This window comes from Pelotomaculum sp. FP (assembly GCF_004369245.1).
Taxonomy (GTDB): Bacteria; Bacillota; Desulfotomaculia; order Desulfotomaculales; family Pelotomaculaceae; genus Pelotomaculum_C; species Pelotomaculum_C schinkii.
In genome coordinates this window covers 56251-81465 of record NZ_QFGB01000001.1, presented here as the reverse complement: position 1 = coordinate 81465, position 25215 = coordinate 56251, and the positions used below count along the sequence as shown (strand labels likewise).

General features: G+C 49.6%; 23 protein-coding genes. 19 read left to right on the top strand and 4 right to left on the bottom strand.

Going from position 1 to position 25215, the window contains the following annotated elements; all coding sequences use genetic code 11:
* Positions 1-612: 612 nt before the first annotated feature.
* The gene (locus tag Psfp_RS00340) at positions 613-1143 is read left to right on the top strand and encodes a helix-turn-helix domain-containing protein (protein ID WP_134216559.1); all 531 of its coding nucleotides are present in this window, start codon (positions 613-615) and stop codon (positions 1141-1143) included.
* Positions 1144-1702: 559 nt separating this feature from the next.
* Here the strand turns inward: Psfp_RS00340 and Psfp_RS22410 are convergent.
* A complete protein-coding gene (locus tag Psfp_RS22410) occupies positions 1703-1831 on the bottom strand; it encodes a hypothetical protein (protein WP_282434311.1) in 129 nt (42 codons plus the stop codon).
* A 44-nt stretch (positions 1832-1875) separates the two neighbouring features.
* On the opposite strand from Psfp_RS22410, the gene Psfp_RS00335 reads away from it, so the two are divergent.
* Complete coding sequence (locus tag Psfp_RS00335; RefSeq protein ID WP_134216558.1) at positions 1876-3048, top strand: TraB/GumN family protein; 1173 nt, start codon at positions 1876-1878, stop codon at positions 3046-3048.
* Positions 3049-3249: 201 nt separating this feature from the next.
* Here Psfp_RS00335 and Psfp_RS00330 read toward each other — a convergent pair whose 3' ends face one another.
* Positions 3250-3714: a DUF4070 domain-containing protein gene (locus Psfp_RS00330; RefSeq protein WP_134216557.1), complete on the bottom strand. Its 465-nt coding sequence runs from the start codon at positions 3712-3714 to the stop codon at positions 3250-3252.
* A gap of 853 nt (positions 3715-4567) precedes the next feature.
* Between Psfp_RS00330 and lspA the strand changes: the two genes are divergently transcribed.
* Together lspA and Psfp_RS00320 are read left to right on the top strand one after the other, a co-directional pair.
* Positions 4568-5029, top strand: coding sequence for a signal peptidase II (gene lspA, locus Psfp_RS00325; RefSeq protein WP_134216556.1), 462 nt, complete (start codon positions 4568-4570; stop codon positions 5027-5029).
* A gap of 8 nt (positions 5030-5037) precedes the next feature.
* Positions 5038-5970 (top strand): RluA family pseudouridine synthase, encoded by a 933-nt coding sequence (locus Psfp_RS00320; protein WP_134216555.1) that lies wholly within the window; start codon positions 5038-5040, stop codon positions 5968-5970.
* Here the strand turns inward: Psfp_RS00320 and Psfp_RS00315 are convergent.
* Entirely contained in the window at positions 5935-6345 is a 411-nt protein-coding gene (locus tag Psfp_RS00315) for a DUF441 domain-containing protein (RefSeq protein WP_243120406.1), read from the bottom strand. The genes Psfp_RS00320 and Psfp_RS00315 overlap by 36 nt on opposite strands.
* A 797-nt stretch (positions 6346-7142) precedes the next feature.
* On the opposite strand from Psfp_RS00315, the gene Psfp_RS00310 reads away from it, so the two are divergent.
* Complete coding sequence (locus Psfp_RS00310; RefSeq protein ID WP_134216554.1) at positions 7143-7853, top strand: outer membrane lipoprotein-sorting protein; 711 nt, start codon at positions 7143-7145, stop codon at positions 7851-7853.
* Between the two features lie 143 nt (positions 7854-7996).
* Here the strand turns inward: Psfp_RS00310 and Psfp_RS00305 are convergent, their stop codons facing one another.
* Entirely contained in the window at positions 7997-8809 is an 813-nt protein-coding gene (locus Psfp_RS00305; RefSeq protein ID WP_134216553.1) for a phosphosulfolactate synthase, read from the bottom strand.
* A gap of 231 nt (positions 8810-9040) precedes the next feature.
* On the opposite strand from Psfp_RS00305, the gene Psfp_RS00300 reads away from it, so the two are divergent.
* From Psfp_RS00300 to Psfp_RS00230, 14 genes are all read left to right on the top strand, one after another.
* Positions 9041-9310 (top strand): YqhV family protein, encoded by a 270-nt coding sequence (locus Psfp_RS00300; RefSeq protein ID WP_134216552.1) that lies wholly within the window; start codon positions 9041-9043, stop codon positions 9308-9310.
* Between the two features lie 214 nt (positions 9311-9524).
* Positions 9525-10070 (top strand): bifunctional pyr operon transcriptional regulator/uracil phosphoribosyltransferase PyrR, encoded by a 546-nt coding sequence (gene pyrR, locus Psfp_RS00295; RefSeq protein WP_134216643.1) that lies wholly within the window; start codon positions 9525-9527, stop codon positions 10068-10070.
* A 131-nt stretch (positions 10071-10201) separates the two neighbouring features.
* Positions 10202-11140 carry an aspartate carbamoyltransferase catalytic subunit gene (locus Psfp_RS00290; RefSeq protein WP_134216551.1) on the top strand — a complete coding sequence of 313 codons (939 nt, stop codon included), beginning with the start codon at positions 10202-10204 and terminating at the stop codon, positions 11138-11140.
* On the top strand, positions 11124-12422 hold the full coding sequence (locus tag Psfp_RS00285) for a dihydroorotase (RefSeq protein ID WP_134216550.1): 1299 nt from the start codon (positions 11124-11126) through the stop codon (positions 12420-12422). The genes Psfp_RS00290 and Psfp_RS00285 overlap by 17 nt, the downstream gene beginning before the upstream one ends.
* A 105-nt stretch (positions 12423-12527) precedes the next feature.
* Complete coding sequence (gene carA, locus Psfp_RS00280) at positions 12528-13607, top strand: glutamine-hydrolyzing carbamoyl-phosphate synthase small subunit (protein ID WP_134216549.1); 1080 nt, start codon at positions 12528-12530, stop codon at positions 13605-13607.
* A gap of 1 nt (position 13608) precedes the next feature.
* Positions 13609-16821, top strand: a complete 3213-nt coding sequence (carB, locus tag Psfp_RS00275; protein WP_134216548.1) for a carbamoyl-phosphate synthase large subunit — start codon at positions 13609-13611, stop codon at positions 16819-16821.
* A gap of 393 nt (positions 16822-17214) precedes the next feature.
* Complete coding sequence (locus tag Psfp_RS00270) at positions 17215-18042, top strand: dihydroorotate dehydrogenase electron transfer subunit (RefSeq protein ID WP_134216547.1); 828 nt, start codon at positions 17215-17217, stop codon at positions 18040-18042.
* On the top strand, positions 18039-18983 hold the full coding sequence (locus Psfp_RS00265) for a dihydroorotate dehydrogenase (RefSeq protein ID WP_134216546.1): 945 nt from the start codon (positions 18039-18041) through the stop codon (positions 18981-18983). Before Psfp_RS00270 ends, Psfp_RS00265 begins: the two co-directional genes overlap by 4 nt.
* A gap of 183 nt (positions 18984-19166) precedes the next feature.
* Entirely contained in the window at positions 19167-19505 is a 339-nt protein-coding gene (locus Psfp_RS00260; protein ID WP_243120399.1) for a diguanylate cyclase, read from the top strand.
* A gap of 24 nt (positions 19506-19529) precedes the next feature.
* On the top strand, positions 19530-20252 hold the full coding sequence (pyrF, locus tag Psfp_RS00255) for an orotidine-5'-phosphate decarboxylase (protein WP_134216545.1): 723 nt from the start codon (positions 19530-19532) through the stop codon (positions 20250-20252).
* A gap of 560 nt (positions 20253-20812) precedes the next feature.
* The gene (locus Psfp_RS00250; protein WP_134216544.1) at positions 20813-21301 is read left to right on the top strand and encodes a hypothetical protein; all 489 of its coding nucleotides are present in this window, start codon (positions 20813-20815) and stop codon (positions 21299-21301) included.
* Between the two features lie 6 nt (positions 21302-21307).
* Positions 21308-21952 (top strand): accessory gene regulator B family protein, encoded by a 645-nt coding sequence (locus Psfp_RS00245; RefSeq protein ID WP_134216543.1) that lies wholly within the window; start codon positions 21308-21310, stop codon positions 21950-21952.
* A gap of 178 nt (positions 21953-22130) precedes the next feature.
* Positions 22131-23849, top strand: a complete 1719-nt coding sequence (locus tag Psfp_RS00235; protein ID WP_134216541.1) for a diguanylate cyclase — start codon at positions 22131-22133, stop codon at positions 23847-23849.
* A 191-nt stretch (positions 23850-24040) separates the two neighbouring features.
* Positions 24041-25204 carry a metallophosphoesterase gene (locus tag Psfp_RS00230; protein ID WP_190258500.1) on the top strand — a complete coding sequence of 388 codons (1164 nt, stop codon included), beginning with the start codon at positions 24041-24043 and terminating at the stop codon, positions 25202-25204.
* Positions 25205-25215: the final 11 nt, after the last annotated feature.

Genomic DNA, 25215 nt, shown 5'->3' with positions numbered 1-25215 from the left:
CTGTAAGCCCTTGATACAGCAGGACTTCTAAAGTATCAAAAATTAGCTTTTATCCCCAAAAAAAGAATAAGGCAATGGTAGTCATTCCAAAGCTGGTAAGTGTAAATTCCACTTGATTTTCCTTTAAACCATGTTTCCATCCGTCAATTTGCGTTCTGAAATAATTTTAAAAATAGGAGGGTGAATCTATTGGTTATTGAACTTAGAAAGGTGCGGCGTATTGTAATCCTAGTTCTTTTAGTAGTTGCTTTCGTAATAGGACCTTTAGTGATAATTTTTATGCCTTTCGGAATATTTAAGTAATACAAGGGAGATATGGTAGCAGATTTCTTATCACTATTATGCGGAGCAATGCCTTAAATCAGGTTTAATGTAATAATTCCAAGCACTAGCGTTGCAAAAAAACTGACGGTTTTTGTAAACAAGAAGCTTTAAGTGAATATGCCGCCGCAGAATGTGCAAGTTAACCGCCGAGATTGAGCACTCTGACCGCTGAAATTGTGCATGGTCACCGCGCGGATTATGCATTGGAAAATAGTGTCTGCATGCCTCTATATAATGAATTTATGTGTCATAATTTCGACGCAAATAAATTCATAGGAGGTCATGCGGATGACCAATTACAGAGAGATCCTGAGACTTGGAGACCTTGGGATCAACAAGCAGGACATAGCAACCGCCTGCGAGTGTTCAAGAAATACTGTGGCAAATGTTCTGAAACGTGCAGTTGACTGTGGTCTTGACTGGAAGCATGTGCAGGATTTGAGCAACAAGGAGCTTTCAGAAAAGCTGTTCCCACCCAACGCACTAAAGGCAAACTACAAGATGCCAAATTATGAGTATATCCATCGTGAGATGGCCAAAAGCAGCGTCACACTTACTCTTCTTTGGGTGGAGTACTGCGATCAATGTCGTGAGGCTGGGGAGATTCCGTACAAATCCACCCAGTTCAATAAATACTACAACGACTATGTCCGCAAAACCAAAGCGACCTTGCACCTAAACCACAAGCCCGGCGAAGTTATGGAAGTGGACTGGATGAAATGTAAAGCTTTACATTTGGCCCAATCGACCTCGACCTCTTCACCGGTTTTATGTTCCTTGTGCATGGTAATATCGTTAGCCTTCTTGAAGTTCCGGTAACGCTCGCAGAATTGAGTATACATGATCCCGTCAGGATGTTTGGCTTTGTATTCTTCCCACAGGAGCATAAGTGTGACACTTTTTTTCTTCATTTCGCAGAAAACATATTCCATGTTGGGTTCCTGTGGTGAATTCTTGCTTTCTATCGGAGGATAGAGCAGTGACATTAGTTGTTTGTCGCTCATCTGTATCGGCCAGGCTATTTTGGCTTTTTCTGCTCGTTCAAGTACCTCAGAAACGGTGCTTTTACCACAATTGCACGATTTGCCAATTTCCCTCAGGGACAAGCCTAAATCGTGTCTGAGCCTTAGAATTTCTCTTGCTTTCAGCATGTCGAGTCTCCTCATATTCTGGCCGCCTTTACACATTCTGCTACAAGGGTACCAGTAATTTGATAATCTCGACAAGGTGTCCGGACTATTAAGCCGAAATGCTGTCCGAATAATTCCGTTACACTGTCCGGATACTACCGGAATTCGTGTCCGGATGCGGCCGAAATACGCACGTGACAAGCTCAAGATTCTACAGTTAGTTTTTTAGCTTGTTATGCAGGTTTTCCTCAGCCACTATCATGCCCGGCAGCATCACCCGCCTGCAGTACAAATAGCTCTGTTAAAGCGGAGCCGGTGACGATAATCCCGTTAATCGCATAGCCAAGGCGCACTTTATTATTGTATAATGATTGCATTGGTAGTAAGTTGTTGCATAAGAAGAGCGTAAAGGAAGGTATCTATGTCTGAAGAAAATGAAAACATTACGAGACTATACTTAGATGGTAAAGAATTCATACTTATTGGAACTGTTCACGTATCAAAACACAGCGCAGAACAGGTAAAGGAAGTTATTGAGTCCGAAAGGCCGGACTCTGTATGTATCGAATTGGATGAGCAAAGGTATCAAACAGTAACAGAAGGGAACAAATGGAAAGATACCGATATTTTTAAAATTCTTAAAGAAAAAAAAGCCACTTTGCTTTTAATAAATCTTGTGATTTCATCCTTTCAAAAGCGCATAGCCAGACAATTTGGTATTAATGCCGGACAAGAAATGATTCAGGGAATTGAATCAGCAAAAGAAATAGGCGCCAACTTGGTATTAGCCGATCGAAACATTCAAATAACCTTTTCCCGTATTTGGCATAGTGTTGGGCTCTGGGGAAAAGTCAGGCTTATTACCGAGATCATCCTTAGTATTTTCAGTAATGAAAGTATAACGGAAGAGGAACTGAAAAAATTGAAATCTCAGGATATGCTTAACTCCATACTCAATGATTTTACAAGATCCTTTCCCAAGTTAAAGCTCCCCTTAATTGATGAGCGCGATCAATATTTGGCCCAGAAAATCAAAGAAGCTCCGGGAAACAAGGTCGTTGCTGTTCTGGGAGCTGCACATGTTCCCGGTATTAAAGAAGAGATATACAAAGAACATGATTTAGCGGCATTATCTCAGCTTCCTGCTAAATCCAAAGTACCTATGATTATTGGGTGGACAATTCCCATCCTGATTCTTGCACTTATTGTCTATACCTTTATTCTCAACCCTTCTGTTGGAGCCCAGCAATCAATGAGTTGGGTGTTATGGACAGGAACTTTTGCAGCACTTGGAACTGCGATTGCTTTTGGACATCCGCTTTCCGTTCTCACCGCCTTTGTTGTAGCACCCATAACTACCTTGCATCCTTTGATTGCAGCGGGGTGGTTTGCCGGACTTACGCAAGCCTATATACGTCGACCGAGTGTAAGAGACTTTGAGAATCTCAGTGAAGATGTTTTTAGTATTAAAGGATTCTGGAATAATAAGGTAACCAGGATTCTACTAATAGTTACTTCAGCAAACTTAGGAGGCTCAATAGGAACATTGATAGGTGGGGCCGATGTGGTACGGTTATTTATTAAAAATTTGTAACTTGGCCCCTGCTGACAAAAACATCCGGCCACTTTATTTGGAAGGCGATCATGCTCCAACACAGTTGACCTGGTATATCGTTTTACTGCTTTCTATCCAAAGTCACCGGACTGCCATTGCATATTGTAAGAAAGCAGAACCTGGGACGCACATGAGAACCGTCCCCCTGTGCGTCTGATGGCGGGTCGGGTGGCATGATGCTTAGACCTCTCCCTCCAAACGCACCATTTGCCTGAACATCTTCCGGTAGTGGAAGCCTTTGATGGAAAAGCTCACCGCTTCCGGTAGGAAGCGCGGGTAGCGGAAGGTGGTTTTGATCAGGAGCTTCCAGTAGTGGCGCCGGCCTTTCTCCAGTATGCCCAGATAGAACATCGCCTTCAGTAGTGCCTTGATGTAGACCAGTTGGAAGCGTTCGGCACGCTTCCGCTTAATCGGCTTGAACTCCTTGAAAAACTTGTATACCCGATCGTAGAAGGCAGCCGGGTCATAGATGGCGGTGATGATGCTCTGATAGCCCTCCAGCAGCTTCTGAGGGTTCATTTTGGGGATGAAGTTTAAAGAAGAGAAGTCAGTGTTGTTACCTGTAAAATCGGACAGCAACCGATTCTCCCGCTTCAGGCGCTCAAATAGCCGCGTCCCGCTGGGAGCGCTCAGCAACCCCACCATGGCGTTGATGATGCCGCTCTGCTTGATGAAGTTGATCTGCCGCTCGAAAATGGATGGGTGTCGCTGTCAAATCCGACGATGAAGCCGGCGCTGACCTCCATCCCGTTGTTCTGGATCGTCTTCACTGAAGCAATCAGGTTGCGGTTGATGTTGTTGAACTTGTTGCACTCCTTGAGGCTCTCCTCGCAGTAGAGCTTCGCAGGCTATCGCTCAGGTTTAAACAAGAAACCTTCCTCAAAAGAGGAAGGTTTCTATGTTAAGAGCCCGCAATGACCTACGCTACAGCCACTACGCATCCCTGCATAGCCCATGACAATCTTTCGACTGCCATAGACCATTACGGAACCCGTAATGACCTTTGCTCGACTACCATGCATGCCTAGGAAGCCCACAGCAATCTTTCGACTGCTGTAAACCTCTTGCTGTACCGAAGTAAAAGCATGCCGACACCCATGGTAATCTTAGCTCGACCGATGAATATCCCTTACGACCCTGCAGCAATCATTTTGGACTGCTGCAGAACCTGCCGGAACATCCACCGATCTTCCCTCCGGCCGGCATCGAACCATTATGACCCGATACCGACCTTTGGCCGACCATTACAGAGCCATTTGACCCTGTAACGCTCTTGGCTCGGCCATTACGAACCCTTGTGATAGTATCATGCCCATAAAGGATTTAATTATTACATAATTATTTGTTAATATTTTACTGGGCAAAAATTTCTCAGATTATTTTCAGGCAGTTTTGAGGAGACACTGTCACCGGAGAACGATATAGGTTGATGACTAAATGTCTCCTTGACGGGATGCGCAGAGCCTGAAAAAATGGTAAAATTAGTATTGGTGATGAAATGTTCTTCTTAATGATATTGGCAACCTTTTTGTTGGACCAGGTCTCTAAAGCCGCCGTGCAGCTTTGGATGTACCAGGGAGAGTCGATCCCGGTAGCGCCGCATTTTTTTCATTTGACCTACATCCTTAACCCCGGCGCTGCTTTTGGTCTGATGGCTTACCAGACTCCCCTCTTAGTGACCGTTACGGTAATAATGCTGGCCGGGGTAATTGTGGGATACCGGCGAATTCGCGCGGGGAGTCCTTTACTCCGCTATGGTCTGAGCTTGATCGTGGGCGGAGCCCTGGGGAACCTGGCCGACCGGTTGCGATACGGCCAGGTCGTGGACTTTTTGGACTTCCGGGTCTGGCCTGTATTCAATCTGGCCGACACCGCCATAGTGATCGGTGCCTGTCTGCTGGTCCTGGAGCTGGTTAAGGACCGGTCCAAAAAAGAACCTGAAAAGGAAAGTGGGTTGTAGCAGCATAGATGGAGAACTCCTTTACCGTTGATGATGAAGACGCTGGAAAAAGACTGGATGTTTACCTGGCAGAGCAGGTGGATGAGCTAACCCGTTCATATATCCAAAAGCTGATCTCGGAGAGAATGGCGACAGTCAACTCTCAACCGGCGCGGGCCAATTGCCGCTTGAAGTCGGGGGATTTGGTCTGCCTCCAGACGCCGGAATTGGAGGCGCTTGAGGTAGTTGCCGAGCCGGTAGCTCTTGACATTTACTATGAGGACGCCGACGTGGTTGTAGTCAATAAACCCCGCGGGATGGTGGTGCACCCGGCCGAAGGGAATTACTCGGGTACCCTGGTGAACGCCCTTCTTTACCACTGCCGCGATCTCTCGGGGATCAACGGCGTGATGCGTCCGGGAATTGTCCACCGGCTGGATAAGGATACTTCCGGCCTGCTCGTGGCGGCCAAAAACGACGCAGCCCATGCCTCCCTGGCCCAGCAATTTAAAGACAGGCAGGTCAACCGCCGCTACCTGGCGCTGGTGCACGGGCGGGTCAAGGAGAAGGCAGGCGAAGTAGACGCCCCTATCGGGCGCGATCCCCGTGACAGACAGCGGATGGCCGTGGTGCAGAAAAACGGCAAGCAGGCTGTAACCACCTACAGGGTTCTGGGCCGCTATCATGGTTATACTTACCTCGAATTAAAGCTAAAGACCGGGCGTACCCACCAGATCAGAGTGCACATGTCGTTTATCGGATATCCGGTGGTAGGGGATCCCAAGTATGGTCCTGCCAGGGCCCATTTTAACCTGGACGGGCAGTTCCTGCACGCGGGGCTGCTTGGCTTCAGCCACCCGCGCAGTGGACGGTATCTGGAATTTAAAGCCCCCCTGCCTAAAGTTTTGCAGGATGTTCTTGATCACTTAACGCCTGAGGAAGCGTGTGAACCCGGTGAATAAGGCTGCTATGCCGGCGGCCATCAGCGGGCCGACCGGCACCCCGTGCAGGAAAACAATGCCGAAAATCGACCCGATCACCAGCCCGAATACTATTTCCGGGTCAATTTTCATAAGCCTGATCCCGATGGTGTTCAGGTAAGTGGCCAGCGCCCCTCCGGCGATGGCCAGGAGTCCGGGCAGGGAAGTCATATTATAGATGATGTCCCGTTCGGATACCCGGCCGTTAGCCAAAGGCACCAGGATCGAGAGAATTAAAAAGAGCAGCCCCAGTTCCAAGCCGCGTCGCTCAAGCAGTGGAAACATCATTTTCAGGTTGGTGAATTTTAAAATCAGAAGCAGACAGGCGGCTGTAGCAATCAGGTTGCTTTTTGCCATTATTCCGATTAAAAGCAGGCCTACAAGTATATTTACCCCGGACAACAGCTTCCACCCGGCTTTCAACTATCACTCCTCATGTAATATATGAAACCCCGTTCTCAATATTGCCAACCTCTTACATTAGCCCCAGCAATTTGATGGAAGTTGCTCGCCTTCTGTTAATTATTTCATAAAAGAATAATATTTCAACAAATTATCCAAAGGGAAAATTATGGCAGGTGTCAAATAATTTTATCTGCGGAATAGTGTATGTCAAGCGACTTTTAGTTGGTATGCAAGGTGAGGCTGAGAACCAGAGCATGTAAATGAACCCGGTTGAACTGACGAGCAGCAAAGCAGGTGTTGCTGCAAACAGGGCATTTTTTCTACGGGGGCTATGTTTTTCAGTCGAGCATGAATATTAAAGCAGGCCCAATTCTATTTCCAGGGCCTGCCTTAACCCCAGCATACAGTCGAACCCTGGCTGCTTGATTTAAGGGTTTTTCCCATATTCAGGAGCGCCTGATTTTTTATTTGCTATGATCCGTAATGATTTGGCTATGTCTTTTGCCAAATAGAGAAAGGGAATGGTCATAGCTGCCGAAACGAGTGTTAGAACCGTCATATCTGAACGGGATATCCGGTCACGATATATATAGATCACCTCCCTTGCCAGTAGTATTATCATTCTTAAATATAAAAAACATTGAAAATTATACCGTTTATTAATTCTTAAAAAAGTTTTAGAAAATAACAAGTAAGGCTTAAACCCTTATCTGTTTATGATAACAATTCCAAATTTAAGGAGGTTATTTATGAAGAAGCTAAACTTATTTTCTTTATTGCTGGTTATGGTTTTAATTGTGTTTAGCCTGGTGGGTTGCGGTGGCAACAAGGAGAACAGCAGCCAGCCGGCCGGAGGGCAGACTGCGGACAAAGGCGCCGCGCAAGATGTTGCGGATGATTCTGTTGAGAGTCTTTTTGCCAAAGGTGAGCAGATCGAGGGCATGTCCTACGATTATATTATTACATCCAAAGACATCACCATTAATAGTAAGGTTTGGGTAGAAGGTAGTAAGATTAAAACCGATTCAGTTGTGGAAGGTAAAAACATTATTAGTATTGTTGACGGGAACACCTTTTACACCTATTTTCCTGAAGAGCGCAGGGCGATGAAATTGACCTCCGATCAACTTGGCGAGCAAAAGACTGAAACTCCGGCCGACTTTACAAAGGATGCCGACATAAGCCCCGATAAGTACAAAGTTGTTGATACGGTGACTTACGATGGGGTGGAGTGCAAGGTGGTAACAGTCACCAGCCCTGATAGGAAGGAACAGTCAAAGATGTGGGTGCGACAGGATTACGGTATCCCCATAAGGATAGAGTCGACTGATCCCAACGGGGAGAAAACAATTGTGGAGTTTAAGAACTTGAAGATAGGTAAACAGCCGGCTGATACGTTCCAACTTCCGGCCGGGGTTGAAGTAACTGATGCTAGTGAGATGCTCAAAAATATACCTTAGATGTAATCAATCCCAGACGATGAGCAGTAACCCAATAAACTTATTTTCATCAGGGTTATTATATGGACAAAAAAAAATAAGGTGATTGATATTAGGGAAGCCTTCAAAAGGCTTCCCTAATATCATGAAAGGCTCTGCTAAGTTTATTCTTTCTTCCGGCAAACCGGGCGGAGCGTATCTCCCCGCAGTCCTACGCGCAGGGCTTCCAGGGACAGCAGCTCTGCAGGAGCGATATTTCCCAGGTTGACGTTCGGGCCGAAGCGGAGGATTAATTCCAGCTGCTGCTGTTTCAGCGGGGTCTCCCAAATCAACGGCTGAGGGTCGCCCACGGCTGCGAGCACTTGTTCCACCTCGTCTGCCAGGAAGCGTCCCTCCGGGTCATAGAAGCCGGCGCCTTTGCCTGACTCGCGGCCTTCCAGGATGACCTTGAAAGCTCCCTGTTCCAGGTCGCTCAGAATTTGTTCGATATAGTGGCCGACTTCGGCCCGGTCCCGCGGGTCTTTATTGCCAACCTCGGTCAATACTTTTAAATCATGTTGCAGGGCCATACATATAGCCCGCTCTCTCACCTCTGGTGTTATTTTAATGGTGCCGTCGGAAATTTCCACGGCGGTGTAGCCGAGGTCCTTGGCATAAGTCAGGTAATCTTTGAGCTTTCCCTGCAGCACCGCAATCTCCAGGAAGGTACCGCCGGGGTATATATCAATACCATAAGACTTGACCAGGTTGATTTTTTCTTCCAGGAGATCCTGGGGGTACAGGCCTGATGTACCGAAGCCGAGTTTTATAAAATCTATATATTCACCGGCTGTTTTCAATAAATCTTTTGTTGCATTCAGGCCCAAGCCCTTATCTATAACCATGGTAAGTCCCTGGGTCCTTGGTTTTCCGGATCTCCCCTGCAGAGGGAAATCCAATAGGTCCATCCACATATTGGAACGTGCTTGTCCACCCATTGATAAGGCTCCTTTCGTGACTGCCAGCACTTTGTGGCTAATGGCGACCACTCCCCGTCACAATATTGGGGGAAGGCCTCCGGTTCAAGATATTCATTGCTGAACAAAAGTGTTACCTTACTGAATACGTATACGGCTTGTCACAAAATCAATCAGCTGTAAATTAAGGTCCGGCATTTATCTCCCCGGACTTGCATATGAAATGTAAAAAGCAGGGTGGAGGGGTTTTCAATGTTTATTGAAAAAATAGTGTTCGGGATGGCGGGGTTAAGGATCCTGTCCGCTGCCATAGAATTCACGGCTGCCATGTTGATGCTCAAGTTTGGGCGGGTCGAGACTGCTTTCAAGATTAACGCGTTATTGGCTCTGATTGGCCCGACAATCCTGCTCACCGTAACCAGCCTGGGCCTGGTGGGCCTGGCCGGCAGGATTTCCCCAGGCGGGATGGGCCTGATTATTTTAGGTGTCGCCCTGATCTTTGTGGGAATCAACCGTATTTGACGTTTTATTGGACCAGTATGTGTCTCCAACCATAGATCACGAAACGTCGTTAGTTTTTCATTGACACTTTTCCTGTTTTACTGTAAGATATATGGAAGGAAAAAAGCCTTGAAGTCGGCCCCGTGAGGCCGGTAAGGATTCATAGCCAGCTTTTAGCCAACTATGGCCTGCTTACCGGTGGTTAGCAGGTTTTTTTATGGACTGGAGGTTTTCTATGACCAGGGAAAAGGCTCAAATCCTGGATCAGGAAGGTATCCGCCGGTCTCTGACCAGGATTGCCCACGAAATCATTGAACGCAATAAAGGGACCGGCAATCTTGTGCTGATCGGCATCCGCCGCCGGGGAGTGCCTCTGGCCGAACGGCTGGCGGAGCGGATTAAGGATATCGAGGGCAGCTCAGTGCCGGTAGGCACCCTTGACATCACACTTTACCGGGATGATTTGACCACCATGGCCTACCAGCCGCTGGTCCGGTCGACCGAGGTGCCTTTTTCGGTATCCGGCAAGACGGTGGTGCTGGTGGATGATGTGATTTACACCGGCAGGACCATCCGGGCAGCCTTAGACGCGGTGATAGACCTGGGCAGGCCCAGGGTCATCCAATTGGCGGTCCTGATTGACAGGGGCCACAGGGAATTGCCGATCCGGCCTGATTACGTTGGTAAGAATGTTCCGACGTCCAGAAAAGAAGAGGCGTTAGTCAAATTAAACGAAATTGACGGTGAGGAGAGGGTGATTATCCTTGAACTCCCGGACTAAATCTGGTACCACCTTTAAAGAACGGTCCTGTGAGGCCGAAAAGGGAGGGTCCATAGAGTTTTCCCTTTTACGGCCTTGGCCCGGTGTTTCGGGCAAGGTCTTTATTTTTAAGCTTCAAGGAGGGTGGTTTTATGGCCATAAACGGGAAGGATCTGATCAGCCTGAAAAATATCCCGGCTGAGACAATCAAGCTGATCCTGGACACGGCTGAACCCATGAAGGAAATAATAAAAAGGCAAATAAAAAAGGTCCCCACCCTGCGGGGGCGGACGGTGGTGACGGTCTTTTACGAGGCCAGTACCCGCACCAGGACGTCCTTTGAACTGGCGGCAAAATACTTGAGCGCCGACGTGGTCAACATTGCCGCGGCGACCAGCAGTGTCAGCAAAGGAGAAAGCCTTAAGGATACCGCGCGTACTATCACGTCCATGGGAGCGGATGTGGTGGTACTGCGCCACCCCATGGCCGGGGCTCCGGAACTGCTGGCCCGTACCGTGGACGCTTCAGTAATAAACGCTGGAGACGGCGCCCACGAGCACCCGACTCAGGCGTTATTGGACCTATTTACGGTAAGGGAAAAGAAGGGCCGGCTGGAAGGACTCAAAGTTGCCATAGTCGGTGATATCCTGCATAGCCGGGTAGCCCGCTCCGACATCTGGGGCTACACCACGATGGGAGCCGAGGTGAGGCTGGCCGGTCCGGCCACCCTGATGCCGCCCGGTATCGAGAAGACAGGCGCCCGCGTTTACAACGACCTCGATGAGGCTCTGGAAGGAGCCGACGTGGTCAACATCCTCCGGATCCAGTTGGAAAGGCAGCGGCAGGGCCTGTTCCCGGGCCTGCGTGAGTATGCCGTCATGTTCGGCATGAACCGGGACAGGCTCAAACTGGCCGCCCCGGACGCCCTGGTGATGCATCCGGGTCCGATGAACCGGGGAGTGGAGATATCTCCCGAGGTGGCTGACGGCCTGCAATCGGTTATTAATACACAGGTTACCAACGGGGTTGCGGTGCGTATGGCGCTATTATACCTGTTGACAGGAGGTGCCCACATTGAAGCTGCTTATTAGAGGCGGTACAGTGGTCGAGCCTGTGGATGGCAGAATGCTTGAACAGGATGTTTTGTTGTCTGACGGCAGAATTGCCGGGATCGGCAGGAACCTGAGCGCCGCCGGAGCCGAGGTAATTGACGCGTCAGGCAAGCTGGTTGTGCCGGGTCTGGTTGATATGCATGTGCACCTGCGCGAACCAGGCTATGAAGCGAAGGAGACCTTGCTTACCGGCGCCCGCGCCGCCGTGCGCGGGGGCTTTACCTCTGTAGCCTGCATGCCCAACACCAACCCGGTAGTCGACAACGCCGCCCTGGTATCATATATAAAAAATACCGCTGCGGCGCTTGGCCTGGCCCGCGTTTATCCGGTAGGCGCCATTTCCCGCGGGAGCAGGGGGGAAGAGCTGGCCGAAATGGGCGATATGAAAAAAGCCGGCGCGGCGGCCTTCTCCGATGATGGACAGCCGGTGGCCGACGCCGGTCTGATGCGCCGGGCCATGCAGTACGCCCGGATGCTGGGCATGACCGTCATCTCTCACTGTGAAAATAAAGAGTTGTCTTTGGGTGGGATGATGCACGAGGGGTACGTGTCTACCCTGCTGGGCTTAAAAGGAATACCCGCATCCAGCGAGGAGGTAATGGTGGCCCGCGACCTTTTGTTGGCCGAAGAGACCGGCTGCAAGCTGCACATCGCCCACGTCAGCACTGCCGGTTCGGTGCGGTTGGTCCGCGAGGCCAAGGCCAGGGGGATCCGGGTAACCGCCGAGGTTACCCCTCACCACTTCACCCTTACCGATGAAGCGGTAGTCGGCTACGATACATCGACCAAAGTCAACCCGCCCCTGCGCACAGCTTTTGACGTGGCTGCGGTTAAAGAAGGGCTGGCCGACGGGACCATAGATGTAATCGCCACCGACCATGCCCCGCATACCATTGAGGAGAAGGATGTTGAATACGAGCGCGCGCCCTTTGGCATGGTCGGGCTGGAAACAGCGATGGGGCTGGTCTGGACCGAACTGGTGGCCGGCGGCGTGCTGACACCGCTGCAGGCAGTGACGAAGATGACACTGCATCCGGCCCGGGTGCTGAACATACCCGGAGGAACCCTGGGGGCCGGCGCCCCAGCCGACATCACCATCATTGACCCGACCGCGTCAGAAACAGTGGACCCGTCCCTTTTTGAGAGCAAGGGCAGGAATACACCCTTTGCCGGCCGGGCGCTAAAAGGCTTGCCCTGGGCTGCCATTGTGGGGGGACGGTTGGTGATGGCGGAGCGCCGCATAGCGGATAGCTTGGAATAACTTATTGCCGCAAGTGCCTGTCTTATTAGGCTGCTACAAAGACGTTTTAGCCTAGAGGTAGTTTATTTCATAAAAAAAAGTCTTTTAGATAGCGGAGGTGTTTTTATGCAGGCAATGCTGGCTCTGGAAGATGGAACCATATTTACCGGCGAAGCATTCGGCTCAACCGGCGAGAGATGGGGAGAAGTTGTATTCAATACTGGTATGACCGGTTACCAGGAGGTCCTTACCGACCCCTCCTATTGCGGTCAAATTGTGGTGATGACATATCCTCTCATTGGCAACTACGGTATCATGAAAGAGGATTTCGAGTCTAAAAGATCGTTTGTCCGCGGTTTTGTGGTACGGGAAGAGTGCAGGCAGCCGAGCAACTGGCGCCTGGCCGAAACCATCGACAGCTTCCTTAAAAAGGAGAATGTGATAGGTCTCTCCGGCATCGATACCAGGGCTCTGACCAGACATCTCCGTAGTTTCGGGACCATGCGCGGCGTAATCAGCACCGCTACCAACGACGTGCAGGCACTGGTGGAGCGGGCCAAAAACTGCCCCCAGTTGACCGGGCAGGAGCTTGTACCCACCGTGGCTACGACGAAAAGCTACACCTTTCCCGGACCGGGGCGCCGGGTGGCGCTGATCGATTTCGGCGCCAAACAGAACATCATTCGCTGTTTGCAGGAGAGGGACTGCGAAGTGGTAGTGGCGCCTTACAACATCACCGCTCAAGAAGTCATGTCCCTGCACCCGGCCGGGGTGGTCCTTTCCAACGGACCTGGCGATCCCACCGACGTACCATATGCGATTAAGACCGCCAGGGAACTGGTAGGTCACGTGCCCATCCTGGGCATTTGTCTTGGCCATCAGATTTTGGGTTTAGCCATGGGTTGTAAGACCTACAAGATGAAGTTCGGCCACCGCGGAGCCAACCACCCGGTGAAAGATTTGATTACCGGCCGGGTTTACATTTCTTCACACAACCACGGTTTCTCTGTTGACGAGGAATCAATGCGGGGCCTGGATGTCATTGTCTCCCACCGCAACTTGAACGACGGTACGGTGGAAGGGCTAAAGCATAAATTCCTGCCCGTTTTTTCAGTGCAGTATCACCCGGAGGCCTCACCAGGGCCGAAGGATTCAGAATACATCTTTGATCAATTCATGGACATGATGACCGGGAAGGAGGCGTAACATGCCGCTCAAGCAAGATATCAAGAAGGTTATGGTAATTGGCTCCGGCCCCATTGTTATCGGCCAGGCGGCAGAGTTTGATTATGCCGGCACCCAGGCCTGCCGCTCCCTGCGGGAAGAAGGACTGGAAGTGGTCCTGATTAATTCCAACCCGGCCACGATCATGACGGACGCCAATATGGCCGACCGTGTCTATATCGAGCCCCTGACCCTGGAATTTGTAACCAGGGTTATCCGGCAGGAAAAGCCGGACGGTTTGCTGCCCACTCTGGGCGGGCAGGTGGGCCTCAACCTGGCCCTCCAGTTGGCCGAGTCCGGCGTACTGGAACAGGAGGGGGTGAAGCTCCTGGGCACCCCTCTGGACGCCATTAAACGGGCCGAGGACCGGGAAATGTTCAAAGATATGCTGCAGGCCATCAACGAGCCCGTCCCTGACAGCGCCATCGTATCCACCCTGGATGAAGCAATGGCCTTTGCCGAAAAAGTAGGCCTGCCGCTGATTGTCAGGCCGGCCTATACCCTGGGCGGCACCGGCGGCGGCATTGCCCGCACCATGGAGGAACTCAGGGCCATCACCACCAAAGGTCTGAAATACAGCATTATCAACCAGGCGCTGATCGAGCAGTGTGTGGTGGGGTGGAAGGAAATTGAGTACGAGGTGATGCGGGACGGCGCCGACAACTGCATCACCATTTGCAATATGGAAAACATTGACCCCATGGGAATCCATACCGGGGACAGTATCGTGGTGGCGCCCTCCCAGACCTTGAGTGATAAGGAATACCAGCTTTTGCGGACCGCCTCGCTGAAAATTATCCGCGCCCTGGGTATCGAGGGCGGCTGCAATGTGCAGTTTGCGCTTGACCCGGCCAGCTTCCAGTACTATGTCATTGAGGTCAACCCGCGGGTGTCCCGTTCCTCGGCCCTGGCTTCCAAGGCCACCGGCTACCCTATCGCCAAGGTGGCCGCCAAGATCGCTATCGGCCTGAACCTGGATGAAATCAGGAATGCCGTTACCGGCAAAACCTACGCCTGTTTTGAGCCTGCCCTCGACTACGTAGTTGTCAAGTACCCCCGCTGGCCCTTTGACAAATTTGCCAAGGGGGACCGTACACTGGGCACGCAGATGAAGGCCACCGGAGAGGTCATGTCGATCAACCGCACCTTTGAGGGGGCGCTTTTAAAAGCCGTCCGCTCCCTGGAAATCGGCCTCGATCACATGGATCTGCCCGGTGTGGAAACATTAAGCCTTGAGGAACTTGAAGCAAGGCTGGCTGGCGCCGACGACGAGCGGTTGTTCCTGGTGGCGGAGGCGCTGTACCGGGGCATGACCTGTGAGAAGGTCCACGAAATAACCAAGATTGACCACTTTTTCCTGGAGAAAATCCAGGGCATACTGCTCCTTGAGGAAGAAATCAAGGCCGCCGGAGCAGCAAAGCTTAGCCCCGGGCTGCTGGAGAGAGCTAAAAAATTCGGTTTTTCCGACGCCTACCTGGCTAAAAAGACCGGCCTGAGCGTCACAGATATACGTTCCCTGCGCAAAGAGCAAGGAATCCTGCCTACGTTTAAGATGGTCGACACCTGCGCCGCCGAGTTCGAGGCTGAGACGCCCTACTACTATTCATCTTACGATCAGGAGGACGAAGCGGAGGCCTCCACCCGCCGTAAGGTGGTGGTGCTGGGTTCCGGGCCCATCCGCATCGGTCAGGGAATTGAATTCGACTACTGCTCGGTGCACTCGGTGTGGGCGCTGCAGGAGGAAAATTATGAAGCCATCATCATTAACAATAACCCGGAAACTGTCAGCACAGATTTTGACACGGCCGACCGGCTGTATTTCGAACCTCTGGTTGCGGAGAATGTGCTGAACATTTTGGACCGGGAAAAACCGGAGGGGGTTATCGTCCAGTTCGGCGGCCAGACCGCCATCAACCTGGCCAAGCCCCTGGAAAACGCCGGTATAAAAATCCTCGGCACCTCCGTTGAAGATATTGACCGGGCGGAGGACCGTGAGAGGTTTGATCAACTTCTGATTGAGTTGGGCATACCCAAACCGCCCGGGCGGACTGCCTTTTCCGTGGAGGAGGCCGTGGTTATAGCCAATGATATAGGCTACCCGGTGCTGGTCCGGCCTTCCTATGTCCTGGGCGGGCGCGCCATGGAGATTGTATATAACCACGAGGAACTTTTAGGCTACATGTCCAGCGCCGTCAAAGTTACCCCCGAACACCCCGTGCTGGTGGATAAATATATCTCCGGCAAGGAACTGGAGGTTGACGCCATCTCTGACGGGACGGACGTTTTAATCCCGGGCATCATGGAGCATATCGAGAGAGCCGGGGTGCACTCCGGTGACAGTACCGCTGTCTACCCGCCCCAGACGCTGAGCCGGCGCACCAAAGAGCAGGTGGTGGCCTACACTACCCAGCTGGCCAAAGCGCTGAACGTCAAAGGCCTGATTAATATTCAGTACGTCCTGCAGGGGGAACAGCTGTATGTGCTCGAGGTAAACCCTCGCTCCAGCCGGACGGTACCGTTTATTAGCAAGATTACCGGTATCCCCATGGTCAACCTGGCGACCAGGCTGATTATGGGCAGGACCTTAAAGGAACTGGGCTACCAGGGCGGGCTTTACCCGGAAAGTGAATTTGTAGGCGTCAAGGTGCCGGTCTTCTCCTTCGCCAAGCTGCTCCAGGTCGATATTTCACTGGGGCCGGAGATGAAATCCACCGGTGAGGTGATGGGGGTTGACCGTGATTTTTACCGGGCGTTTTATAAGGCCATTTTGGCGGCGGGCAGAATGTTCCCCAGGGAAGGGACCGCCCTGGTTACCATCGCCGACCGGGACAAGGAAGAGACCCTGCCCATCATCAAGGGGCTGGCGGAGCTGGGCTATAAAATCCGGGCCACCGCGGGAACCGCGGCTATGCTGAAGGAGGCAGGGCTGCCGGTCGACCAGGTCAAGAAGGTACACGAGGGTTCCCCGAATATAGTTGACTGCATCAGGGCCAACAAGGTCAACCTGGTCATAAATACCCTGACCAGGGGCAAGAACCCGGAGCGGGACGGCTTCCAGATTCGCCGCACGGCAGTGGAGCATGGTGTGCCCTGTATGACCTCACTGGACACCGCACGGGTGATCCTGGACGTGCTGGCCGGCCATAAAGAAGACGGTGATTTCAAAATGGTCCCGCTGCAGGAGTACCTCCGGTAATATGGGACGTGAGACGTGAGACGTGGGACGTGAGACGTGAGAACCATCCCTTGTCTCACGTATGCGAGCACGAAATATCGGCAAAGCCTTATTAAACTCATTAGAAATGCAGTATATACCCATGTCCCACGACACACGACTCACGAAAAAAATGTAGGTGCGAATTTATTCGCACAAATGCTACCTCCGATCCGGCAAGTGCGGCGCCGGCGCGCCGTGTGCGATTGAAATCGCACCCACACCGGCTCACGTTTTCATCCTACTGCCGGCGTAACTTCTGCGGCAGGTTATCTAATCTATTAGAAATGCAGTATACCCATGACCCAATAGAAATGCAGTATATACCCACGACTCACGACCCACGTCCCACGACCCAAAAGGGGGGTTTCAGATTTGTCTCTTGTCACTGACGCAAAGGTTATTCAAAACAAACAAGTCATCCCGGGGTATTACCGGATGGATTTGGCAGCTCCATCCGTGACGGAACGGGCCAGGCCGGGGCAGTTTCTGCACGTGCGCTGCGGCAGTACGCATGACCCCCTCCTGCGCCGGCCAATAAGTATAAACGCGGTGGACAGGCGTACCGGCGAGGTGTCTCTGCTCTACCGGGTCGCCGGCAGGGGAACATCTCTTCTGGCCGGGCACAGATCCGGCGATATGGTCAGCATCGTTGGTCCCCTGGGGCGCGGCTTTACAATACCTGAGGGGAATGAAAAAGTTATCGTAGTGTCCGGAGGCATTGGAATTGCGCCACTTTACTTCTTTTTGCAGGAGCTTGCCGGCCTGGGCATCAAAGCCACTGTCTTTCAGGGCGCCGCTACCTCCCAACAGGTCCTTTTGGGAAACGAGATTAAGGAGCTTGGCCACAGCGTATTTATAGCGACTGATGATGGTACCAGGGACTTCCACGGGAGTGTAACTACACTTTTTGAAAACTATCTGCAAAATAGTGACTTTGCTCCCGGCCCTGGAGCAGGTGAGAATTTAATTATGAATAAAAGTTATGCCTGCGGGCCACACGGCATGCTGAGAAAGCTAAGTGAGATTACGGCACGGTGGGGGATACCGTGTGAAGTATCCCTGGAGGAACGGATGGGTTGTGGCGTGGGCGCCTGCCTGTCCTGCGCCTGTAAAGTAAAGACCGGGGATGGCGGGTCCGTATACCACCGGGTCTGTGTGGAAGGCCCTGTCTTTCAATCAGGGGAGGTGAGCTGGGAATGATTTCAGACAGTGACAATGCTTCAATATCCAAGCCTGACCTTTCCGTCAACGTCGGCGGCATCAGGATGAAAAACCCGGTGACCACAGCCTCGGGGACCTTTGGGTTTGGGCCGGAATACGCTCCTTATATCGATTTAAACCGGCTTGGCGCTATAGTGGTAAAAGGGACAACCCTGGAGCCGCGCGCCGGGAACCCGACCCCCAGGTTGGTGGAGACGCCTGCCGGGGTGCTCAACTCAATCGGCCTGCAGAATCCCGGTGTTGAGCATTTTATCGACGAGGCTTTGCCCTACCTGGCCGGCTTCGACGTCCCGGTCATTGTTAATATTTCCGGTGACACATTGGAGGATTACGCCGGGCTCGCTGCCAGGCTCAGCCGGGCTGGTGGTGTGGCCGGGCTGGAGGTTAATATATCCTGTCCCAATGTCAAAAAGGGCGGCATGCAGTTCGGCGGCGACCCGGCCATGGCGGCTGAGGTAACCCGGGCGGTCAAAGAGAACAGTGAGCTGCCTGTGGTAGTCAAGCTATCTCCCAATGTCACCAGTATCGCGGCTGTTGCTGAAAAAGTGGCGGAAGCCGGAGCGGACGCTATTTCCTTGATTAATACCCTGCTGGGTATGTCTGTTGATATCAAAACCAGGCGTCCCATACTTGGCAACACTATGGGAGGGCTTTCTGGTCCCGCCGTCAGGCCTGTTGCGGTGCGCATGGTCTGGCAGGTCTACCAGGCTGTAAAACTGCCCATTATCGGCATGGGCGGCATTGCAACCGCTGCAGACGCGTTGGAATTTATATTAGCCGGAGCCACCGCCGTAGCCATAGGCACCGCCAACTTCGTCAACCCTCGCGCCACTATCGATGTGCTGGAGGGTATTGAAAAATACTTAAGCGAAAATGGTGTCGGCGATATCAAAGAACTTATCGGGGCTGCGCACGGTTAATTGGCCCTGTCGCTGCAACTCTTAACGAAGTAGACTGTACCGCTGAGAAGTGCCGGCGAAGAATGAAGACTTAGGCAATCATACTGTTGATGCAGCACCCGTAGAAGATAAGATCGCGATGCGTACCCGGAACATTTTTTTTGGGATATTGAGGTTATTTCTTTAAGGATAGGGGTTGTTTTTATGCATATGGAAGATTGGGTTAGAGATGCCAATGTTGCAGTTACCATTTGCGATCCCGAAGGAATAATTTTGGATATGAACGAAAAATCCTGCCAGGTTTTTGCAAAAGACGGGGGTAAGCTGTTGATAGGCGCCAACCTGCTGGAGTGTCATCCGAAGGGCGCTCGAAAAAAACTGGCAGCGATGCTCAAAGATCAGACTGTAAACTGTTACACGACCGAAAAGAACGGTGTCAAGAAGCTTGTGTACCAGACTCCGTGGTACAGAGACGGTCAGTATATGGGATTTGTTGAAATGTTAATTGAAATACCTTTTGAGATCCCTAATTATCTGAGATAGCATTAATTTAGTACGGAGGACGAGATGCACAGTTTTAAAAACCCGCTAATTATTGCCCTTGACGTTGACAATGTCGAGGAAGCGCTAAAGCTCGCTGAAAAAATTGGACCTTATGCCGGTGGGTTTAAGGTTGGCATGCAGCTTTATTACAGTGCCGGACAAGAGGTCCTGCTCCGGCTGAGGGAGAAAGAATTACCCGTGTTTGTCGACCTGAAACTGCATGACATCCCCAACACTGTGGCCGGGGCGACCCGGGCTCTCACCAGGCAGGGAGCTGCAATTTTGAATGTACACGCTGCAGGAGGCAAAGCGATGATGCGGGCAGCGGTTGAGGCTGCACGCGATGAGACTGAAAAAGCCGGTACAGTTCGCCCTCTTGTAGTGGCAGTTACGGTCTTGACCAGCTTTGACCAGGAATCATTCAAACAAGAGATGGGTCATTCCGGTACAATTCAGGACCGCGTCGTTGCCTGGGCTTTGATGGCGCGGGAGGCCGGCCTGGATGGGGTGGTAGCTTCACCACTGGAGATAGCTGCGATCAGGAAAGCCTGCGGACCGGACTTCACCATCATCACGCCCGGTATACGTCCGGCAGGAACGGCGATTAATGACCAGAAGAGGACCCTGACACCCGGGGAGGCTCTGAAGCAAGGGGCTGACTACCTGGTTGTCGGAAGACCGGTCACTGCGGCTCATGACCAGCTAGAGGCTGTAAAAGCCATACTAACTGAAATTCATAGCATGTAATGAATATGTATAGTGATAGCATTTGGCAAGCAGTACAGCAATGGGCCAACACTTAAGCGGTGTGGCCTTATTTATTTCTTGGAAATAGGAGTATATTCAAATGTGGTGGAAATTTATTTAGGACTCCGGTAAGTGTATTACATAAATTGTGAATTTGTTGAAAATAGCTCACCGTATCGGTCTTGTCATGGTAATTTATTGAAATTAATTAAAGACTTAATTATTTATTACAATGAGGTTAACGAGAGATATTATTTTGATTTTACGTTGTTATAGCTTGTCAGGCTGATGATTAAGTTTTGTATGTTGGCTATTTATTTGAACGCTTTCCCACAAGTTTTATTAAGATTTAAATATAATTTGAAGGAAAATATAGGAGTTAGTAGAATACTTAAATTTCAAAACAGCACAGTAGTTCAAGTGCCTTATTTTTGCAGTAATGGCAAGGCTCATTATTAAATGGGATTCAATTATTATAATGTTATTATTTGGTATATTTAATAGTGCGAGCTAATTCCGAATTACATTACAATTTAAGGTAAAAAAGCAGGGGGCTGAAGATGCTGCAGTATCAAAAAGAGTTGCTTTCACTACTGTTTCAGGACTTTCCTGAAAGTTTTATATTTGCGTTAGCAGTTTTTGCCTTGCTGCGTCTAAGGTTTGATTATAAAAAGATATTAATTGTAGCCATATTACAGACCTTTACCAACCTTATTCGTCTTTTACCGATAGCTTTTGGAGTACATACATTAATTTTGATCATCACACTTGCTGTATATGTGAGATTGGTTACCAAAGAAAAAATTACAAAAATATTTGGCTTTACTATTTTAGTTTTTGTAATATTGCTATCTATGCAGATATTGTATGCGGAACCATTACTTAATATTACTCACCTGTCATATGAGGATGTTAATGTTTCACCGCTTTTGAGAGGTATTTTTTGTTTGCCTTACGAAATCGTTTTACTTGGACTTGCTATATTTCTAAACTATAAGAATAAGAAACTTAACCGGTTTAATACAACAACAAGTGAAAGAAGGTTATGATATTTAATGGGTATTAGCCAGCGTATCGCATCCTATATGGGTGATGCACTCAACCTCGACAGTGATAACCGGGAAGTTGTGGCTTACAGTCTAGAATTAATATTTCATACATCCGTAACATTACTTTTGGTGTTGCTAATAGCATGGCTTATAGGACCACTTAGAGAAGCTGTCATTTTAATAATAGTTATGTTTCTTTTTAAGAATTTTGCCGGTGGCGCCCACTGCAGCTCTGCAACTAGATGTACGATATTAAGCATGTTGTTAATACCTTCTTTTGCCGAGCTTTCATTCATTGCCGGCCAATACTTTACATTATATGTTTTAATAATCCTTACAGTCCTTAGTGTTTTATTTTCTTATACTATAGTTTACAAGTTGGCTCCAGTTAATTTGCCAATTGTTTCGGAGCGGCACATTCAAAACCGGCGGTATTTTTCTTTTCTGTTGCTTGTGTTGATAACAATAGCGCAAGTCATCTTAATTATCCTTATTTCTGATAGAACTGCTTCATTTATTATCGCAATTGATATAAGTATATTCTGGCAGTCTTTTATGCTAACAAAACCAGGACATGCTCTTGTAGGTTATTATGATAGGTTATTGCTTTATTTTACTGATAAAGGAGGTGATAAGAATGAAACATATTAAAAACGCCGTTCTTTTTAGTTTATTTACACTTCTTGTATCATTTGCTAGTAGCGGTGTAATAGGACCAATGTGTGCTAACATGTGGTATCAACCCAAGGTTCCGTCTTCTTTACTAAAATAAGGTGTCCTTTTAAACGAGGCCGGGATTACCCGGCCTCGTTTAAAATGGGGTGTATTTATGAAAAGATGGGAAGAAATAAGAAAAGAAAGCATCTCTGAACACATCCTGGTAGCACATGTTATAAGCGTGCTTATTTTTTTCATGGCCTTTCTTACTATGACTAATGTTCCTTTGGATGGTGGTCTCTATAAATTAATACTTATTTCATTAATGGGAGCTTTCATTGGACTGGCGGTCTTTTATTATATCGTGAATAGGATTGTTTCGGGTGTATTGCTGGCAAGTAATCCCAACCTAACTGATTCATTTTTACTTTTGTTTTCTTATATAACCGCTGTCAGTATTTTGTTTTTGACCGGAAAAGCTGACAGTATCGTTAAAATTATCTTTATTATACCGGTTATCATTGCCTCGACAAGCCTTGGTAAAACCGCCGGGCTTATAACTGCGGGTTTTTCCGGTGCAATCCTGTTTTATTTTGATTTTAAAGCCGGTTTTGAACCCGGCCCAAGTGTCAAGTTTCAGGCGGATATCATCAACAGTATGGTTTTATTTACGCTGGCCTGGCTGTTTGGGGGTTTTGCCGATACCGAAAGGGTGGCCAGGGAAAACCTGACCCTCTTAGCCAACACCGATGACCTGACCGGTATGTCAAACCACCGGCACTTTCAGGAAGTCCTGCGTGAGAGCGTTGAGTCGGCGGAAAAAAACAACAAGTCTCTCTCATTAATTAAGCTGGATATCGATTACTTTAAGTTCTATAATAAAAACTACGGCTATCAGCAAGGGGACGAAGTGCTCATACAGGTCGCTGGTATTATTAATAGTGTGGTGAAATGGCGGCCATGCTTTGCGGCACGCTACGGTAGTGACGAATTCACTGTAATAGTGCCGGACACAAATAGTGAGGGACTGAAAATAGCAGAGAGAATTCGTAAAAAAATAGAAACACATTCCTTTCCGGGAGCGGAAGTCCTGCCCAATGGGAGAATTACGGTTTCTCTCGGTGTGGCCGGCTTTCCGGAGCAAGGCAGTACCCCCGAGGGGCTTCTCCGCCTGGCCGATGAAGCAATGTATAAGGCCAAGTACAGCAGGAACAGAGTACAGTTGTACTTTTCAGTAATAGATGACCTTCGTGATAGTTTTAATGGCGCTGAAAGAGATTTTTTTCATTCCATCAAAACCTTACTGACGATAATCAACGCTAAGGACAGGTACACCTTCGGCCATTCCGAAAGGGTGGTGTATTATTCCCTTAAACTGGCGGAGAAACTGAATTTCACCACCGAAGAAATGCTTATACTGAGATATGGCGCTATCCTGCATGATATCGGCAAACTCGAAATTAGCCGCGATATATTGAATAGTACAGAGGCCTTAAAACCTTCAGATTTGGCAATTCTACAAAAGCATCCGGAATGGGGCGGCGATATAGTACGGCCAATAAGTTCCTTGAAAAAAGTAATCCCCACTATAATTCACCATCATGAAAATTACGATGGAACGGGTTACCCGGAAGGACTAGCCGGAGAGGGGATACCTCTGCAGGCAAGAATCCTCCGGATAACCGACAGCTTTGATGCCATGACTACAGACAGGCCGTATAAAAAAGCAAAAAATTTCGTTGAAGCATGCGCGGAGTTAAAGAGCTGCAGCGGCTCTTTATTTGATCCAGGATTAGTTGATGTGTTTTTAAAATTGATTGCTGAAATAAAAAATGAACACCCGGACTTTAATTACTTGAGCTCAACGCAAGCCGGGTTTACATACACTTAGATTTAAGAATAAATACAAGGGAAAAAAACTCCTGCCGGTGACAATTGAACTGGCGGGTTTTAGTCTTATCAGGGAAGTGTTGTTTTTTATGAAAGACGAAAAAACTCTTTAAAGGGCAGTGTGAAATTTCCGGTGAGCAAGTTATAATTAGTTTTAATGATTTTCGCAATTCCATTACAGACGGGTTGGTAATGAAAACACAACTAATGCTGTTCCTGGCCGCATTTATCATGATTTTTGCGGGTCTAAACTACTATATCGGTATCCGCGGCTGGCAGGCTTTCGGCAGGCTGATACCCGCCGGGTATGGTGTGGTTTACTGGATTGTTTTTTCTTTCCTGGCCTTTTCTTATCTGATCGGCCGGTTTGCGGCTCAATTCATGCCGGACTCGCTAAGCGCGGGCTTGACGGTGGTAGGCTCATACTGGCTGGCTGCCATGAATTTTTTTGTACTGGCATTAATCCTGGTCGACCTGTTACGTCTGGCAGACCGCTGGCTGCATTTTTTACCGCACGGCCTGAAGCAGTTTCCGGCTGTAACAGGCCTTGTTGTAGTCGTGGCGGTGTTGGGGATTGTTCTGTACGGCTCCTGGAATGCAAGGAACCCGCAGCTCACCAGTTATGATCTTACCATTGATAAACAGGCCGGCAGTCTGCAGTCGCTTCATATGGTAGTGGTGTCGGATATCCATCTTGGTAATATTGTCCACAATGGCAGGCTTATGGCCATGATCAACAGGGTAAACAGCCTTGACCCCGACATAGTGTTGTTGCCGGGAGACATTATTGATGAAAATATAGGACCCTTTGTAGAGCAAAAGATGTCGGAAAGCTTCTTAAAGCTAAAGTCCAGGTACGGGGTCTACGCTGTCTTCGGCAACCACGAATACATCGGGGGGCATGCGGAAGAGGCCTGCCATTATCTTTCGGAGGCTGGGGTTACGGTGTTGCGCGATGACTGTCTTAAAGTTGCGGGCAGCTTTTATATCGCCGGACGCGACTACAGCTCGAGAGAACGTTTCGGAGGGTCCGGCCGCAAAGAGCTGTCAGCAGTGATGGCTGGCGTTGACCGCTCCTTTCCGGTGATTTTGCTGGACCACCAGCCTAGCCATCTGGAAGAAGCCCGGCTGCAGGGCGTAGACCTGCAGCTATCCGGACATACTCACAGGGGGCAGTTGTTTCCGTTTAACCTGATCACCAAGAGGATTTTTGAAACCGACTGGGGGTACCTCCGTAAGGGGGATTTCCAAATTGTCGTGTCGTCTGGGTTCGGGACCTGGGGTCCGCCGATCCGGATTGGGAACCATCCGGAGATTGTTGATATTACGATTCACTTCACTGGCGAGGGGAAATAGCATTATTTCAT